Below are 16,557 nucleotides of genomic sequence, written 5' to 3'. Positions count from 1 at the left end.
ACGCCGTAACCCGCCAAGCTCAGTCGGCCACGCGGCGGCGGAACACCCAGGTGCGTTCGTCCGAGTCCTTCTTGTCGAAGGCGTAGCCGTCCACGTCGAAGGCCTTCAGCTTCTCCGGATTCGTGATGTTCTTCACCGCCGCGTAACGGGCCAGCAGGCCGCGCGCGCGTTTGGCGTAGAACGAAATGATTTTGTATTTGCCGTTCTTCCAGTCCTCGAACACCGGCGTAATCACCGGCATGCCCAGCTTGGCGCGCTTGACCGACTTAAAGTATTCCTCGGAAGCAAGGTTGATCAGCACTTCGGCGCCCTGCTCCTCGGCGGCTTGGTTCAGCGCATTGGCAATGGTGTCACCCCAGAAGGAATACAGATCCTTGCCGCGCGGCGTGCTCAGGCGCGTGCCCATTTCCAGGCGGTGCGGGTGGATCAGGTCCAGCGGACGCAGCATGCCGTACAGGCCGGACAGGATGCGCACGCGCTGCTGCGCATAACCCAGCTGCTTGGGCGTGAGCGTGCGGGCGGCCAGGCCGTCGTACACGTCGCCATTAAAAGTCATCACCGCCTGGCGCGCTTCCGACGTATCCTTGGTCCAGGACGCGTAGCGGGCCACGTTCAGCGTGGACAGCGCATCCGAAATGTCCATCAGCTCGCCGATTTCAGCGGGCGAGAAATCGCGCAGGCGGCTGATCAGCTGTTCCGAATGGTCGAGAAAATCGGGTTGGGTGTGCAGTTTGGTGGTCGGAGGGGTCTCCAGGTCGAGACTTTTTGCGGGCGAAAGCACTATCAGCATAGATTTTAAAAATTACTTCATATCAAGAACCGACATGATACCTGTTTCACCAAAACGCATCGTGCTGGACACCAATGTCTGCCTCGACCTGTTCGTCTTCAAGGACCCGCGCTGGTCCGCCCTGCTGGCCGCGATGGAAAGCGGCGCGGTGGAAGCCATTACCCGGGCCGACTGCCGCGCCGAATACCTGGTGGTGCTGCACTACAAGCACCTGCCGCTGGACGACGACAGCCGCCCGCTGAGCGCGGCGCGCTTCGACCAGCTGATCAAGGTGGTGGAGCCGCCCGAGTCCGGCGTGCGCCTGCCGGTCTGCACCGACCGCGACGACCAGAAATTCCTGGAGCTGGCGCGCGATGCCGGCGCCGCCATCCTCATCACCAAGGACAAGGCGCTGCTCAAGCTGGGCAAACGCCTGGCCAAGGCCGGCATGTTCAAGGTCATGGTGCCGGAGGCGTGGACGCCGGAGGCATAATGCTGTGGCGGGTTACGATACACCACGCGGCAGGCCGTAGGGCGGGTTAGCAGCGCAGCTGCGTAACCCGCCATGCAAGAAAATAGTGGGCGGATGAGCAACACCGAATGGTGGCGGCTGCGCTAGAATAAGCATACGCATTCTTCCGTCCACGCCCCATGAACAGCCGTCAAATACTGCCCGAAACACCCGTCCTGGCCACCCGCTTGCCGGCGGTGGGCACCACCGTTTTCACCCGCATGTCCGCGCTGGCCGCCGAACACGGCGCCGTCAACCTGGGCCAGGGCTTCCCGGACTTTGCCTGCGAGCCGAAACTGGTCGACATGGTGAGCGACGCCATGCGCGCCGGCTTCAACCAGTATCCGATGATGACAGGCGCGCCGGTGCTGCGCCAGGCCATCGCCGCCAAGATCGCCGCCCATTACGGCCACCAGTACGACGTCAACGCCGAGATCACCGTCACCGCCGGCGCCACGCAGGCGCTCACCACCGCCATCCTGTGCGCGGTCCATCCGGGCGACGAAGTGATCGTGCTCGAGCCCGCTTACGACAGCTACCTGCCCGCCATCGAACTGGCCGGCGGCGTGGCCGTGCGGGTGCAGATGGCCGTGGGCGAAGCGGGCTACAGCGTGCCCTGGGGCCAGGTGCAGGCCGCCGTCAGCGGCAAGACCCGCATGATCGTCATCAACACGCCGCACAACCCCACCGGCACCGTGCTGCGCGCGGCCGACATGCAGGCGCTGGCCGACATTGTGCGCGGCAGCAACATCCTGATCCTGTCGGACGAAGTGTACGAGCACATGGTCTACGACGGCCAGCGCCACGAATCGATCTGCCGCCACCCCGAGCTGGCGGCGCGCAGCTTTGTGGTGTCCAGCTTCGGCAAGACCTACCACGTCACCGGCTGGAAGATAGGCTATGTGGCCGCGCCGGCCGCGCTGATGGTGGAGTTCCGCAAGGTCCACCAGTACAACGTCTTTTCGATCAACACGCCCATGCAGCACGGCATCGCCAGCTATATGGCCGATCCGGCGCCCTACCAGCAGTTGCCGGCGTTCTACCAGCGCAAGCGCGACATCTTCCGCAATGGCCTGCAAGGCAGCCGCTTCGAATTGCTGCCGGCCGACGGCACCTATTTCCAGTGCGTGCGCTACGGCGCCATTTCGGGCATGCCGGAAGCAGAGTTCGCCGAATGGGTGACCACGGAAGTGAAAGTGGCGGCGATACCGGTTTCCGCGTTTTACCAGCAGGGCAAGGAGTCGGGCATTGTGCGCTTCTGCTTTGCGAAGAAGGACGACACGCTGGCCCTGGCGCTCGAACGCCTGGCCGCAATATAAGAAGACGGCAGCACAGGGATAGAGCCATGAACCAGTACAGCAGCCTGAAAGACATCGTCCTGGGCGACACACCCAACCTCGCCATGGCGCGCCCTTCCGCGCTCAACGCGTTGAACAAGTCCAACCGCCGCCTGGAAAAGCTGCTGGCCGATTTGCGCAACGAAGCGAACGCGCAAAGCGAACTGCGCGCCATCGCGCGCGAAGTGATGGCGGCGGTGCAGTTGAACCAGGACGTGGCGCTGGCCAGCATCTTCCTGAGCCAGATCGCCGGCACCTACGCGGTGCGGCACTGCATCGAGACCGCCATCGTGGCCACGCTGGTGGCGCAGCGCATGCGCAAGCCGCAGGAGGAAATGCTGGTGATCGCCGCGGCCTCGCTGACCATGAACGTGGGCATGCTGCGCCACCAGAACACCTTCAACAAGAACTCCAGCCTGACCAGCGAGGAAATGTCCATCGTGCGCCGCCATCCGGAAGAAAGCGTGGACCTGCTGCGCGACGCGGGCGTGGACGACGAGGAGTGGATCGCCTGCGTGCTGATGCACCATGAGAACGACGACGGCACCGGCTATCCCGAAGGCCGCACCAGCGCGCAGATCACGCAGAACGCGCGGCTGATCAGCCTGGCGGACCGCTATTGCGCGCAAGTGTCGGCGCGCAACTACCGCTGTTCGGTGCTGGCCGACAAGGCGCTGAACAATTTGCTGGGCGACCCGGCCAAGGTCAGCGACGCGCTGCTGGCGGACCAGTTCATCAGCCAGATAGGCACGTATCCGCCGGGCGCGCTGGTGCGCCTGCAAAACGGCGAGGTGGGCGTGGTGACGCAGCGCGACGGCGGCGGGGAGATCCACATCCACTGCCTGCGCGACGCCAACGGCAAGTCCTTGCGCGACGCCAGCGGCCTGAGCCAGGCCCTGCGCCGCGCCAGCGATCCGGACTGCGCCATCGCCGAAGTCCTCAGCGAAGACCAGGCAGACGTGCGCTTCAGCATGAAGCAAATCTGGGGCGAGCAGGCCAGCCTGTAAGCGCCTCAGCGTCCCAGCTGCTGCAGCTTGCGGTCTACGAAGCTATGCAGCTCCTGCGACAGATTGCCGCTGTTCTTCGCCCGCGTGAAGGCTTCCTGCGCTTCGGCGTTGCGCTTGTCGGCCATGAGCGAAATTCCCAGCCCCATCCACCACACGCCGTTCTGCGGCTGCAGGCGCAGCGCGGCCTGATACTGTTCGGCCGCTTCGCGGTTGCGTTGCGCGCGCTGCAAGGCGCCGGCCAGAAAAGCGATGTAGTCGCCATTCGCGCCGGCATAAGGCAAGGTCCGCTGCAGGGTCTCGATGGCCGGACCACCCTTCTCTATCTGCAAGCGCGCCAGTATCATGGCCATCTGCGGCTGTTTCAAATCCAGCCCCAGGCCGAACTGCAAATGGCGCATCGCCTCGTCCAGGCGCTTGTTCTCGATCAGCAAGCCCACCAGCGTCTGGCGGGCCGTGTCGTGGCGCGGATACAGGAAAACCGCCTGCTCCATATTCGCCAGCGCGTCCGGCACGCGGCCTTCCTGCAATGCAGCAAGGCCGCGCCGGTAAGCGTTCTCGCCCTGCTGCTGCGACGTCATCGTCACGCCGCCGGTGCCGGGCTGGGCGCCAACTTCGGCGGTGCGCACAGCCTTCGCTTTGGGCTCGGCCTTCGCCGCGCGCGCACCGGCCTGCGCGCCCGCCGGGCCAGCTGCGGGCGCAGCTGCGGAGGCGGCTTTCGCGCTGGCCTTGGCCGCAGCAGCGTCGGCCGCGGCCAGACGCTCAGCCTCGATCTTTGCCTGGCGCGCCTTCTTCTTCGCAGCCTTCAGTTCCGCCGCCAGTTCCGCCGCGCTGTGTTCATCCGCGTTTGAGCGCGGCGGGCGGCGCGAGAAGCTCGCTGCCGTATCGCCCGCGTCAGGCGATACCGCGTCCGGGGATACCGGCATCGGACGCGCGACGGCCAGCAAGGGCGCCGAACCGTGCGGCGCCACTGCAGGCGCGCTGCCGGCGGCGGTTGTGGCGGCTGCGTTGCCGGCGGAGGCGGCCGCCGTATTGGGAGCGGCAGCGGCACTGGCGGCAGTCGCGCCGGAGGCCCCCGGGGCTAAGGCAGCGGTGGCAGGCGCTCCCTCCGGTCTATGCATAAATCGCCATCCCAGCCAGCCACTAAGACCCAGCAGCACCACGGCCAGCCCGGCCCCTGCCGCCATCATGGCGCGCGGCGGCTGGCCTGTCGTAATTGCCCGCATCTGCGGCACGCTGCTCTGCCCGGCCTGCGCGCCGCCGCGCGCGTCCAGATCCTGCAGCATTTTATTTATCAGACTCATTTGATCAAGGCCCAGGTAATGCCGCACGCCGCCAGCGCCAGCCCCGCCGCGCCCGCAAACCACGGCCATGCCGCGCGCTGCGGCGCCACCGTGTCCGACGCGGCCAGCACCACATGGCGCTTTTCCACCTGCTGGCGGCCTTCGCCATACGCCAGCATCAGCGCCTTGTGCGACATGATGTTGACCAATCGCGGTATGCCGCCGGTCGCCAGGTAAAGCTTGCGCACCGCGCCGCGCGCGAACAGCCTGCCGCCGGCATAGCCGGCAATGCGCAGGCGGTGCGCCAGGTAGTAATCCAGGTCGTCCTTCGACAAGGCGCCCAGGTGGTAATGGAAAGTGATGCGCTGCGCCAGTTGCCGGATGGTGGGGCTTTCCAGGTGCGCGTTCAGCTCGGGCTGGCCGAACAGCACGATCTGCAGCAGCTTGCGTTTTTCGGTTTCCAGGTTGGTCAGCAGGCGCAAGGCTTCCAGGCTCTCCACCGGAATCGCCTGCGCCTCGTCCAGGCACAGCACCACTTGCTTGCCTTGTCCCGCCAGTTCCAGCAGCCGGTAGTTGATGGACTTGAGCAGCTGGTGCTGGTCAACGTCGCGCTCCAGCGTAATCTCCAGCTCGTCGGCCAGGGCCAGCATCAGCGTGCGCGGCTCCAGGTAGGGATTGGGAATGTAGGCAGTGACGAATTCCTCGCCCAGCGTGGCCATGAACTTGCGGCACAGCAGCGTCTTGCCCGTGCCGACCTCGCCGGTAATCTTGATAAAGCCTTCACCGCTTCGGGCCGCCACCAGCAGCGTATTGAGCGCCTCCTGCGAATGCGGGCTGGTGAAGAAAAAGCTCGTGTCCGGCGTGATGCTGAAAGGCACCTCACGCAGGCCGAAGTGGGACTTGTACATCAGCGGCGCTCCATAGGCCGGCGCGGGTCCAGCTTGTCGATGCGGCCGCTGGCGTCCTGCATATCCTGCGTCCAGCTGGCGGCGCCGTCCACGATGGTGGGCTTGATCAGCACCACCAGCTCGCGCTTCTGGGTCTGGCTGTCGGTATTGCGGAACAGCGCGCCCACCACCGGCAGGTCGCCCGCGCCGGGCAGCTGCGAACGGTCGTTGACGGTGGACTGGCGCATCAGGCCACCGATCGCGACGATCTGGCCGTCCTGGCCGCGCACCATGCTGTCCATTTCCGACGTACTGGACGCCGCCAGCGGCAGGTTCAGCGAGCCGGCGCTGCCCAGGTTCACCACCTTGTTCACGGTGGTCACCTGGCTGACCGAGGGATGCACGTGCAACATGATGTTGCCCTCGTCGTCGATCTGCGGCGTCACGTCCAGCACCACGCCGGAGAAGAAAGGCTGCAAGGTCACGTTGGGGCTGGTGGTGTTGCCGGTGGCGTTGGAATTGGTGGTGGTGCTCACGCCGGTGACGTAGAACTCGTCGGTGCCTATCTTCAGCACAGCCTTCTGGTTGTTCATGGTGGCGATGCGCGGGCTGGACAGCACATGCACCGAACCCTGCGACTCCAGGAAGGAAATCATGGCGGCGAAATTGCTGGTCTGGAAGGCCAGGCCGAACAGCGAACCGGGGTTGGTGGCGGCATTGGCCAGCGCGAAACCAGTGCTGGCGGCCAGGCCGGCGCCGGTGGTCATGGTGGGCGGCTGGCCGCCGGCATACGGCAGCGGCTGCAATGCCGAGCCCGGCTGCAAAAAGCCCGCCGAGACGCGGTTGTCGTGCCCGGTTTTGAAGGACGCGAACGAGGCCCAGTTGATGCCGCTCTGGAAGCCGGTGTTGAGCTGCACCTCCAGGATCTTGGCCTCCAGGATCACCTGGCGCTCCACCGCCAGCTGGGTGGCTTTCAGGTACTGGTCCACATTACGCAGCTGCTCGGGCATGGCGCGCACCACGATCACGCCGGACTGCGGGCTGATGACCAGGCTGCGGCCGTCGGCCACGCCGCCCATCAGCGCGGTCAGCGCTTCCTTCAGGTCAGCCCAGAAATTGCTGTCGGACGTGGTGGTGACGTTGCTGGAATCTTCCTGCGTCGCCTGCTGGTTGTTCTGCTGCGGCTGCTGCGGCGTGTTGTTCTGGCCGTTGCCGCTCTGCCCGCTCTGGCCGGACGTGGTGGCGCCCGACGTGCCCACCGAGGTGGACGACACGCGCACATTGGAACTGCCCTTGCGGTTGGCGGTCAGGTAGTTCACCTTGAACATGCGGGTCTGCATCGTCAGCGGACGGATATAGATGCGCGTGCCTTCCACCTTGTAGTCGTAGCCGTACAGCTCGCGGACCGCGTCGAGCGCCTCGAACAGCGTGACGTCTTTCAGGTGGGCGGTGATGGTGCCGCTCACTTCTGGGTGAATCAGCATGTTGTAGCGCGTGCCCGCCACGATGGAGTTGTAGAACTGCTGCACCGGCACCTGGTTGAACGCCACATTGAAGCGCTCGTCCAGCACAGCGCGCGCCTTGGGCAGCTGCGAGGCCAGCGCGGGCAGTTGCGGCAGCAGCGCCGCCTCCACCGCGTCCGGCGCGGCCTGCTGGCGCGGCGAGTTGGCGGCGGCCTGGCGCACTTCCTTGCCGATTTCCTCATAAGTGTCGCGCTTCGCGGCAATCTGGCTCTGGCAGGCCGCCAGGCTGGCTACGGCGCCGGCGGCGCAAGCGAGGTGTATGAGTTTTTGCATATTGTGGACTCGGTTGGTACCTATTTTTTGATGCTTCATGGTTTAGCGAACAGTTTCAGCGTTTCCCGGGATTTGCCACGGCGCAGCACCACTTCCGTTTCGCCTACCCGCTCGACGACAGCGTCGCCAACTTTCATTCCCACCCGCACCATTTCGCCATTAATCACGGCAACGCGGCGCCCGCCTGGCTCGCGCGAGACGAGGATGGACTGCAGCTGCGGCGCGGCAGGTTCGCCGGGCTCGCCCGCCTCACCGCCCTGCACACCCATAACGGCGGGCGGCTTGGTGGGATCGGCCAGGCTTTGCGCCTGCGCCGGCCCCGCCAGCAGGCAGGCCAGAGAGGCGTACAGGGCGATAGGCTTCATAGCGCCATCCATTTGGTATCCAGGCTCAGGGTGTACAGCGTCAGCGTCAAGCGCGCTTTCGGGTAGTCTTCCGCTTCCAACGTGGCCTTGCCCCAGAACAGCTGGGACGGCATATGCTCCAGCGCTTCCATATAATTCACCATGTCCAGGTAGCTGCCCTGCAGCACCAGCTGCACGCCGTGGCGGTACAACAATTCTTCCTGCTTGGCCGGGGCCGGCACCGGGGTCGCGCCTGGCGGCGCGGCGGCTGCCCCGGCAGCATTGGCGGGAGCGGCGGCGGGCTGCAACAGGTTGTTGGCAACGCGCTGGGTATCGTTCAGCACCGGCGCGGCGCCGCTTTCCGGCTCGGCAAAACGGCCGTCGCTCATGCCGCGCGGCGGCAGCGTCTTCAGCGACACCAGCTTCAGCTTGCCGCCCTGCAGCATCTGCTCCAGCATATGGCCTATCTTCTCCGGCGCCACCAGGCCTTTTTGCATGGTGCGCAAGGCGGTGCGCATGGCCTCGTTCTCAACCTTGAGCTTGGCCAGGCGGTTCTTGCTGCCCTGGTCCGGATCGACCTGCGCCACGGCCTGGCGCTGCGCCAGTTCCATGTCGTTGGCGGCCATTTGCTGCCGCTGCTGGCTGATCACGGCCTTCAGCGACTTCTCGCGCGCCAGGGCCGGCTCTATCATCATGGTGTACAGCAAAAACACGATCATCGCGGCGGCGGCGCCGCACGCCATCAGCCGCTCGCGCAGGCTCAGCGCTTCAATGCGGGCGGCCAGTTTCAACCATTGCTGCTTCATGGCGCCTCCGCTTTGGCGCCGGCGGGCATCGCTTGCAGGCGGAATTCAATATAGGGAGCCACGGCCGGTGCGCTGGATGCGCCTTCGCCGCCCGGGGCGGCCGCGCTCAGCGCAGGAGCGCCCGGCACCGCTGCGGCAGGCTTGGGCTGGTTCATCTCCAGGTGGCCAAAACTGGTGCCTTTCAGCACCGGCTCGCGCGACAGGCCGCCCAGGTAGCCAGGCAGCAGGCTGGCCTGCAAGGTGCGGCCCTGCAAGCCGATCTCGTTGCCCGCGCCGACTATCTGCACACCGGTCAGCCACAGGCCGTTGACGCGGCTGCGCGCAAACGCCTTGAAATAAGCCGAGTACCCGCGCGTATTGCCGAACTCGCCCTTGTCCAATATGGCCGACACGCCTAGCAGCGCGCGGTTTTCGGCCTCGGCCTGGTCCAGCTCCTGCTGCACCGTCGCGCTGCGCTGGCGCGGCGCCAGTTCGGTCAGCGCGGCGGTCTTGCGGGTTTCACTCTGCGCCAGTTCGCCTTTGACGACGGCGGCCTGCGCTTCCAGCGCGGCGGCGCGCTGCTTGGCCACCATGCCGGCCGCCAGCGCGCCCAGCAGGACAACGCCCAGCACGCCCGCCAGCGCGGCGGCGGAAAAATAGTTCTTCTGCTTGAGGAAACGCGGGTTGAACAGATTGATCTGCTGGCTCAAGGGCGGTCTCCTTCGTCGCGCAGGGCCGCGCCCAGCGTCATGAAGTAGCGCGCCTGCTGCGCCGGGTCGCGCAGCTCGGGCACCTGGTCCAGGTCCAGCACGCTGTCCAGGTCCAGCACTTCCACCGGCAGGTAGAGATTGCGCGACAGGTACTCGTGCAGCTCCGGACTGCCGGTAGGCGCCAGCACCAGCTTGGACACGGCCACATGGCTGAACTGCCGCTCGAAGTGGTCCAGCGAGCGCTGCAGTTCCAGCGTGATGCGGTCGTGCAGTTGCTGCTGCTTGCCGCTGTCGCCGCTCAGAAGCTGGGCCAGCGTGATGTCCATGCGGCGCGCAAGATACAGCTCGCCGCCAAAGGTGACCGTCAGCAGGCCGCCGTCCAGGTCGAACGACAGCAAGGCCACGCCGCGCCCTTCCGGCTCCAGCATGGCGGAGATATTGCGTTGGGCCATTTCAGGAATGTCGATGGCGTCCAGGCTGACTTTGCTGCCCGCGAACAGGTTCTGGCGCGGCTCGATCACGCTGTTGCGCGCGGCCACGGCGAACACCTGGTGGTTGTGGGCCGGCGCGTTCTTGGCCACCGGCACATCGAGCACATCCACAGTGGCGTCGGCCACGGGAAAATCGATCATGTCTTTCAGGCGCCAGCTCACCGCCGTCTTCAGCTCCTCGGCCGGCACATTGGGCGCTTCCAGCATCAGCAGCTGGTATTCGCCCATGCCCAGCACGCTCGAGCATTGGTACTGCGCGGTGTTCAGGTCTTTGTGCAGGCGTGCCAGGGCCGCGCCGGCCTGCTCGCGCGCGCCCTGCACAAACAGCGCCGTCCGGACGGAAGGACGGGCCTCGCGGCGGCGCTCCACGCGCGCGGCGAGCACGCCATCCGCGTACAGCGCGATAGCCAGCCAGCCGTCTTTCTTTTTCGCTTTTCCCCAAAAACCCATAAAACCGTCTCAATATTTAGCAATGCATTCACAAAGCGTCGCAGTGGCTTGATTATATTCAAGATTCCTGTCGCGTCGAGACCATATTTCATCCCTTGAAACAACTTTCCCACGCTTTTTTGCCGAATGGAGACAAAAAGCATATTGCAAGGCGGTCAATGCATTTCCCTGAGGTAAATATATGGCGCGCGGTAGGTGCCAAACGTGAGACGCCCATAGACGCCGGGCAGCCAGACCGGCTTGTTCGGCGTCACATTCGCGCTGCCATAATTGCCCGCGCCCGGCGCCGCCAGCCGGATGCTGATCACGCCATTTTGCAACGTCACCGTGGCGGGGGATGTGCTCGCCAGCACAGGCTTGCATTGCGCGCCCGCCGCCAGCATCTTGGTGCAACCGCTGAACGTGAGGTCGGTGCCGGCCAGGCTGCTGGCGTTGTCGCTGCTGCTGAGCTGCCAGCCGCTGCTGCTGAAGAATTGCGCCTGCAAACGCAGCGGCATGGGCAGCAGCTCCGAGCCGTAGCCGTGGCTGGCCACAAAACGGCCGCTGACGATGACGAGGCCGCCTTCGATGGCGCTGCTGACCTTGGAGGTGACGCCGTCCGTGCCGCTGGTCTCGGCGCCGCGCAGGAAGACATTCGTGGGCGGGATCGTGCTGGCCGCATTGACCGTTGGGAAGGTATACACCGGCGTGAGCGTGGCGACGCCGTCCGCAAAGCTGCTGGCAGCAGCGCTCGCCGCGCTGAGCACTGAACCCGCCGGCGTACTGGGCGGATTGGCGCTGCTGCCCTGCGCGGCGGAGAAAGCGGTCAACGCCGCTGCCCTGGCAAAGCCTCCGCGGTAGTTGCGGGTCGTGGCGCCGAGCGCATTGCGCGCCAGCAGCTGAACCGGGAACGGCTGCTTCGAATAGGCCGCGCCGTTGACGCCGGCCGCGCATGGCAGCTGGGTGTGGCAGTTCATGGTCCCAGCAGGAACGGCGTCGAAATGGTGCGGGTAAAAACGGCCGACATTGACCGGCAGCACATCAATCGGGCCCGTCCCCAGGTAGTCCGATACCTCCGCCGCTAGCCGGATAATGCCCACGTCGTTGAAAACAAGGTCGCCGCTGGCCACGCCGTTGCTGAAAGCGCCGAATCCACCGCCCACGTCGACGTCGCCGAAGTCGTTCTTCTTGTCCATGTCCGGGAAGAACTCACCACTCGCATCGGTCGCCACCCTGGCCTTCACCGTCAAGACCACAGGGACGTCCTCGCGGCCGAAGTTGGGCGTGATTACCGGCGTAATGCCGCCCGACATGGCTTGCACCTGCACCCGGAAGGTCGATCCCGCCGGCACGAAAGCGCCGTCGCTCAAGGACGCGGTCGGCCAGCCCGCCTGGTTGTTGCGGGATGGGGTGATGCCCACGCTGGTGACGGTGGTCAGCTGCAATTCGCGCGGGCGCGATACGAAGGGATCGGTGCTGCCCAGCTTGCCGGCCTGGTCGATGGCCAACAGCTCAACCCGGCCGGCGTCGGCGTAGTTGAACTCGTAGATCACCGCGCTGGTCGGCGAATTGGCCGGCAACACCACATCGCGGAAAGCACTGCCCCACTCGGCGGCGCTGGAGGCCGGCACCAGGCCGCTCTGCGCGCACAACTCAAGCGGAATGGCGGACGCGCCGCGCGGGGTAAAACTGGCCTTGCGTCCGTTGGCGGTGGCCGGATTGTGGCAAGACAAGGCAAACTTCATTTTGACCGTGGTGTCTACGGTATCCAGGCTGGTCGGCACTTCGTTCACCGTGTAGGTGACAAACATCGGTATCGCCTCGTTCGCCGTTACCGTAGTCAGTGAAATCCGTTTGCAGGTCTGGCCGCTGTCGTTGAACGGAAGGCCATGCCTGCAAACACCGTCGGTAAACACATACACGGGCAAAATGCCGCCCTGGCCGACGCGCACGCTGACCGTCGCGCTGTTATTGCTGCTGTCATAGTCAAACAGGGAGCCGCTTACCCTGGCTGTATTGCTCACCAGGCCGCTGGCGTTGGCGGCCGGCGTGACGCGCAGCGTGATGGGGGGCAGCGTGGTTCCCGTCGCCATCGTGCCGCTGTAGGTGCAGGTCACCACCTGCGCCGCCATGCCGCAAGTCCAGCCAGTGCCGCTGGCACCGGTATAGATCAGCGAGGCCGGCAGTGTATCCCTGACCACGATGGGACCGGTCTCCGTGAGCGGACCGTTATTACCTACCGTAATCGTGTAAATACTGGGCAGCGAAGGCGCCAGCGTGTTGTTCAGTGTCATCGTAATACTGCGGTCGGTCGCCGGCACATTCGGCGCCGCGATAATCTCCGCATTCAGCAGTACCAGATCCTGACCGGAACGATAGGTGGTGATCGCCTGTGTATCGCCGCCTTTGATAACCGGCGAACGCACCGTGTAGGCATCGAAATCGATACCGTAGGAGGCCGCATTGTTGTCTATGCTGCTGGCGGAATTGAACTGGTTGTCGCTATTGTTGAGCGTATCCTGCATCGCCACGCCGTTGTACTGCAGATACTCGCTATCGTTCAGCGTAGCGTCGCCTTCCCAGGTGATATGCCCTACCCGGCCAGTAACAGTTCCGATCGGGTTCGGCGTCTGGAAATTGCTAAGCACCAAGGACTGCGAAGAATTGCTAATAAACTGGAACCCTTCGTAAATATTCAGTACGCGGAACGTTTCACTCGGCAGCGAATAGACCACCAGCAACTGGAAGCCGCCAAGCACCGTCTGGTTTGTGCAATACGGAGCGCCCTTTACGATCGCCAGGCCGCCGACGGTATACACCGCATTGCCTTTAGCCCTCACCTGGCCTGTCACGTCGGCTGCGCCGGCGAAGAATGGCCTGCTCACGCCGGCACTGACGTAGTTCAAGGAAAACTGGCGCGCCGCCGGCGCGGTGACGGTTACACCGTCGAAGTTGACTGTGTACTGCTGCGGCGCAGAGTTGGAACCGGCCCAGTACAGCTGCGCGCTCAGAACGGTGGAGCCGGACGGCAAGCCGGTCAAAGACATATTCAAAGTGCCTTCGTCGACCGCGCAGGCATCGCCACCATTATTGCCGCTGGGATTGGGCAAGGTCCGCATGCTCTTCTCGGTGCCGGTGAAGTTGATATTGCCGGCGAAGGCCTTGACTTGCTTGATCGGCGTATCGGCGCGCGCGGCCGGCGCGGCCAGCAGCAGCGCCCCCAGCCCGGCCAGCAATGCCTTGCGCAAGGCCCGCATCAGAACTGCACCGTCACAACGCGCTGCACATAGTCGGGCGACGTTGGCGCAGGATTCGGACAAACGCCGCCGGCCGGCTGGTTGCACGCGGTCGAGGTAATAATGGTTTGCAGCGGATGCCCCGGTGGCTGGTAGTCAGGCGCGCCAAGGGTGCCTATGGAAGACATATTAGTGGTCGCGTTCTGTACGCACTGCACGCTGACCATAAAAGGCGCCATCGTTGGCGCCGGCATGGTGAAGGAACTGCTGCCGCAGGCGCCGTCTATCGCCTGCCGGTACAAGCCGTATTCGGCCCCGGAGCGCGCCGCTTCATATGCGCGTGAACCGAGCAGATCCAGTGCCGAACCCACGTGCTGGGTAGTCGACAGCGTGACGATGGCCGCGCCCAGCGCCGACAGCACCACCAGCAGGAAGATCGCGGTGACGATGCTCACCCCGGCCTGGCGCCGCAAGCGCCGCGCTATGGAAAGTTGCGTTTTCATGGCGTGTTGTCCACGTGAACCTGCCGCACCAGCTCCACGGCCTCGCCGTTGGGCAGCTGCAGCTTCAGCTTGATGGTAATCAGGGCGGTCTGGATGTTCGGCAGCTGCGTGGCATCGAACTGGCAGGTCGCCACCGCGTTCGACATCAGCGCGCCCACGCCCAGCGGCCCCGGCACGTCCACCGCCTGCAGCACCTGGTTGTTTGTGTAGCGCGTCAGCGTGCCGGTCCCGCTCGCGGGCAGCGCGCACTGGTACACCACCGTGCCGCTCACCACCTGGAAGCGGCTGGTGGGCGACGGCATGGTGGGCGTGGCGACGGCGAAGGGGTTGGTGGCCATGGTGATCTGCGTGCCGTTCACGGCAGTGACCAGGCCGGCGTTCTGCTGGTTGTAGGCGTCGGCCGGGCTCTGGCCCTGCCCCAGGTTGTACACCACGATAAAGTCGCCCGGCACGATGGCCTGGCGGCCGGTGGGCGCCGCACCCGCCATGTGGAAGGTGCGCGCGGCCGGGTTGGTAAAACTGAGCGGCAGCACGGCGGGCGGCGGCTGGTCGCGCACGTCGATATAGCGGCCGCCGGTCTTGGTAATCAGGAACATGACCGAACGGCGGTCGGCCGACACGACGATGCTGTTGGGCAGCGCCAGGCGCAGCTCGCGGCTGATGCGGCGCAGTATCAGGTCGGCCGCATCGCTCAGCTCGGCGCGCGCCACGCTGTCGACATAGCTTTGCACCGGGGCTTTGATAAAGATGGCCACCATGCCGGCCACAATACCTGTGATGACGATGACGATAATGGCTTCAACCAGCGTGAAGCCGCGCGCGCGGCGGGTCGGGTAATTGGGTCTCATAGTGGCGACGGTGGGCTGACCGGCAAGTTCTGCGGCGTGTAGCGCGCGCGATAGCTTTCCAGCACCACGTTCTCCGAACCGTAGGCTACGCGCACGGTGATGCGCAGCGCCAAGTTTTGCGGCACCCGGGCGCCCGCCGGACCGAAGGCGCTGTCCTCGACGATGGTAACGGTGGCGGCGTATCCGGTAGGGAAGCTGTTGCCTACCACGTCGGTGGTGTAGGTCGCGGGCGAGCCGAAGGCGGCCACGTAGTCGTTCACGTTGTCATATGGACGCGAGTTGCCAAGCTCCGGGCCCACACCCTCGGCGACGGCGCAGGCCGCGCCGGGGGTTTCCATGGCCGGATCGGCGCCATCGCAGGCCGTGAACGGCGCTAGCCGCACCTCTTCCATCAAACTTTCGGCGATGGCCATGGCCTGCTTGCGACGGGCCGGATCAGTGCTACTGCGGTTGCTCACGGTGATCACCTGCAGCACGCCAACCACGGCCACACCGACGATGACGATGAAGATGATCAGCTCGACCATCGTCAAGCCGCGCTGGCGCCGCTTAATAAACATAGCCAGTCTGCGTTGTGACGACGACATTGTGGTTCAGGCCGTCGCCAGCGATGACGATGGTCTGGGTGGGAAGACTCTGACTGCTGGACGCCAGGAAGGGCTCGCCGGAAGCGTCGAAGTAGAAAGTGGAGTACGCCGTAATGCTCAGGCCGGATGGCACGCCTTCGCAGGCCCACGCAGTGGAGTTGCCGCACCGTTGCAGCGTGGCGCTGCTGCCGGAGTTGCCGCCCGCGGCCGGAAGAACACGCTGCGCGCAGGCCGCGTCGAAGCACAGGGCAGCGCTGGCGCCGTCCAGGCGCACGAACACGTTGCGGTTCTGGGCGATAGCCAGCTTCTGTCCGTATCTGATCAAACCGCGCACCTGGTCGCTGTAAGCCACGGCGCCGAAGTTGCGCTGATCGAACAGGCGAGGCACAGCTACCGCCCCGAGGATGCCGGCCAAGACTATCACGATGATAAGTTCCACCAGCGTAAACCCAAACTGCCCGGACTTACGGCCAGGCAGTTCAGTTAAGCCAGCCACTACGGACAGGCTCAGATGCGTCATGGCGCCAGGATTAGCAGCCAGTGGTGGTCGGCGCACTTACAACGCCGGTCGCTTCGGTGTAGGTAAAGAAGCAGTTGGCCCGTCCAGTATCAGTGCCGATGGTAGCCACCCCCGACGCGGTGGCAAAAGAATAGTCCGACAGACTACCTGCCGCTACACCAATGCCATTCGCATCTGCGGTAGGGTAGCCGCTGCCGTTCATCGTCACACCGTTGAGAGTTTGCGCGGTACTTGGCGAACCCGCAACCAACCAGGCACCGCGCGAAATGCCTACGGCGCTGCTGACAGCGCCGCGTGCGCCGTTCAGCTTGGCGCGACGGGCATCAGCACCCAGGTCCGCAAACTTCGGCAGCGCGGTTGCAGCCAGAATGCCGAGGATGACGATCACCACGATCAGTTCGATCAGGGTAAAACCAGCTTGAGCACCACTACGGATAGAACCGATTTGTTTGTTTTGCATTTAATACTCCACCTTAGTCTGAAAGAAATTGTGACAGGCCTGTAGTCAGTATGTATA

At 64.7% G+C, this 16,557-nt stretch carries 17 protein-coding genes; 3 read left to right on the top strand and 14 right to left on the bottom strand.

Features of this window, described 5'->3' with window-relative positions; translation table 11 throughout:
* Positions 1-19 precede the first annotated feature (19 nt).
* The gene (gene yaaA, locus KT882_RS14870; RefSeq protein WP_161072227.1) at positions 20-790 is read right to left on the bottom strand and encodes a peroxide stress protein YaaA; all 771 of its coding nucleotides are present in this window, start codon (positions 788-790) and stop codon (positions 20-22) included.
* A gap of 34 nt (positions 791-824) precedes the next feature.
* Between yaaA and KT882_RS14865 the strand changes: the two genes are divergently transcribed.
* The 3 genes from KT882_RS14865 to KT882_RS14855 all read left to right on the top strand — a co-directional run bounded on the left by KT882_RS14865 (position 825) and on the right by KT882_RS14855 (position 3,624).
* Complete coding sequence (locus KT882_RS14865) at positions 825-1,262, top strand: putative toxin-antitoxin system toxin component, PIN family (RefSeq protein WP_161072228.1); 438 nt, start codon at positions 825-827, stop codon at positions 1,260-1,262.
* Positions 1,263-1,420: 158 nt separating this feature from the next.
* Positions 1,421-2,599 (top strand): pyridoxal phosphate-dependent aminotransferase, encoded by a 1,179-nt coding sequence (locus tag KT882_RS14860; protein ID WP_161072229.1) that lies wholly within the window; start codon positions 1,421-1,423, stop codon positions 2,597-2,599.
* A 26-nt stretch (positions 2,600-2,625) separates the two neighbouring features.
* Entirely contained in the window at positions 2,626-3,624 is a 999-nt protein-coding gene (locus KT882_RS14855; RefSeq protein ID WP_161072230.1) for an HD-GYP domain-containing protein, read from the top strand.
* A gap of 5 nt (positions 3,625-3,629) precedes the next feature.
* On the opposite strand, the gene KT882_RS14850 is transcribed toward KT882_RS14855, so the two are convergent.
* The 13 genes from KT882_RS14850 to KT882_RS30800 form a co-directional block, all read right to left on the bottom strand.
* Positions 3,630-4,907 carry a tetratricopeptide repeat protein gene (locus KT882_RS14850; RefSeq protein ID WP_161072231.1) on the bottom strand — a complete coding sequence of 426 codons (1,278 nt, stop codon included), beginning with the start codon at positions 4,905-4,907 and terminating at the stop codon, positions 3,630-3,632.
* Positions 4,908-4,921: 14 nt separating this feature from the next.
* The gene (locus KT882_RS14845) at positions 4,922-5,812 is read right to left on the bottom strand and encodes an ExeA family protein (protein WP_161072232.1); all 891 of its coding nucleotides are present in this window, start codon (positions 5,810-5,812) and stop codon (positions 4,922-4,924) included.
* Positions 5,812-7,587, bottom strand: coding sequence for a pilus (MSHA type) biogenesis protein MshL (gene mshL / locus KT882_RS14840; RefSeq protein WP_228896441.1), 1,776 nt, complete (start codon positions 7,585-7,587; stop codon positions 5,812-5,814). Before mshL ends, KT882_RS14845 begins: the two co-directional genes overlap by 1 nt.
* A gap of 35 nt (positions 7,588-7,622) precedes the next feature.
* Positions 7,623-7,952 carry an MSHA biogenesis protein MshK gene (locus KT882_RS14835; protein ID WP_161072234.1) on the bottom strand — a complete coding sequence of 110 codons (330 nt, stop codon included), beginning with the start codon at positions 7,950-7,952 and terminating at the stop codon, positions 7,623-7,625.
* Positions 7,949-8,737: a type II secretion system protein GspM gene (gene gspM / locus KT882_RS14830; protein ID WP_161072235.1), complete on the bottom strand. Its 789-nt coding sequence runs from the start codon at positions 8,735-8,737 to the stop codon at positions 7,949-7,951. Before gspM ends, KT882_RS14835 begins: the two co-directional genes overlap by 4 nt.
* Entirely contained in the window at positions 8,734-9,426 is a 693-nt protein-coding gene (locus tag KT882_RS14825) for an MSHA biogenesis protein MshA (protein ID WP_161072236.1), read from the bottom strand. Before KT882_RS14825 ends, gspM begins: the two co-directional genes overlap by 4 nt.
* Positions 9,423-10,367, bottom strand: coding sequence for a type IV pilus biogenesis protein PilM (locus KT882_RS14820; protein ID WP_161072237.1), 945 nt, complete (start codon positions 10,365-10,367; stop codon positions 9,423-9,425). Before KT882_RS14820 ends, KT882_RS14825 begins: the two co-directional genes overlap by 4 nt.
* A gap of 155 nt (positions 10,368-10,522) precedes the next feature.
* Positions 10,523-13,603 carry a DUF6701 domain-containing protein gene (locus KT882_RS14815; RefSeq protein WP_161072238.1) on the bottom strand — a complete coding sequence of 1,027 codons (3,081 nt, stop codon included), beginning with the start codon at positions 13,601-13,603 and terminating at the stop codon, positions 10,523-10,525.
* Positions 13,603-14,085: an agglutinin biogenesis protein MshP gene (locus KT882_RS14810; RefSeq protein WP_228896439.1), complete on the bottom strand. Its 483-nt coding sequence runs from the start codon at positions 14,083-14,085 to the stop codon at positions 13,603-13,605. Before KT882_RS14810 ends, KT882_RS14815 begins: the two co-directional genes overlap by 1 nt.
* Complete coding sequence (locus KT882_RS14805; protein WP_161072240.1) at positions 14,082-14,933, bottom strand: prepilin-type N-terminal cleavage/methylation domain-containing protein; 852 nt, start codon at positions 14,931-14,933, stop codon at positions 14,082-14,084. The genes KT882_RS14810 and KT882_RS14805 overlap by 4 nt, the downstream gene beginning before the upstream one ends.
* On the bottom strand, positions 14,930-15,493 hold the full coding sequence (locus KT882_RS14800; RefSeq protein ID WP_161072241.1) for a prepilin-type N-terminal cleavage/methylation domain-containing protein: 564 nt from the start codon (positions 15,491-15,493) through the stop codon (positions 14,930-14,932). Before KT882_RS14800 ends, KT882_RS14805 begins: the two co-directional genes overlap by 4 nt.
* On the bottom strand, positions 15,483-16,040 hold the full coding sequence (locus tag KT882_RS14795) for a pilus assembly FimT family protein (protein WP_161072242.1): 558 nt from the start codon (positions 16,038-16,040) through the stop codon (positions 15,483-15,485). Before KT882_RS14795 ends, KT882_RS14800 begins: the two co-directional genes overlap by 11 nt.
* Positions 16,041-16,050: 10 nt before the next feature.
* The gene (locus tag KT882_RS30800; protein ID WP_161072243.1) at positions 16,051-16,500 is read right to left on the bottom strand and encodes a type II secretion system protein; all 450 of its coding nucleotides are present in this window, start codon (positions 16,498-16,500) and stop codon (positions 16,051-16,053) included.
* Positions 16,501-16,557: the final 57 nt, after the last annotated feature.

The sequence above is a fragment of the Pseudoduganella aquatica genome (assembly GCF_020865585.1).
Taxonomy (GTDB): Bacteria; Pseudomonadota; Gammaproteobacteria; order Burkholderiales; family Burkholderiaceae_D; genus Rugamonas; species Rugamonas aquatica_A.
Note: the sequence above shows the minus strand (reverse complement) of the source record. Positions and strands in the feature narration are given on the sequence as shown.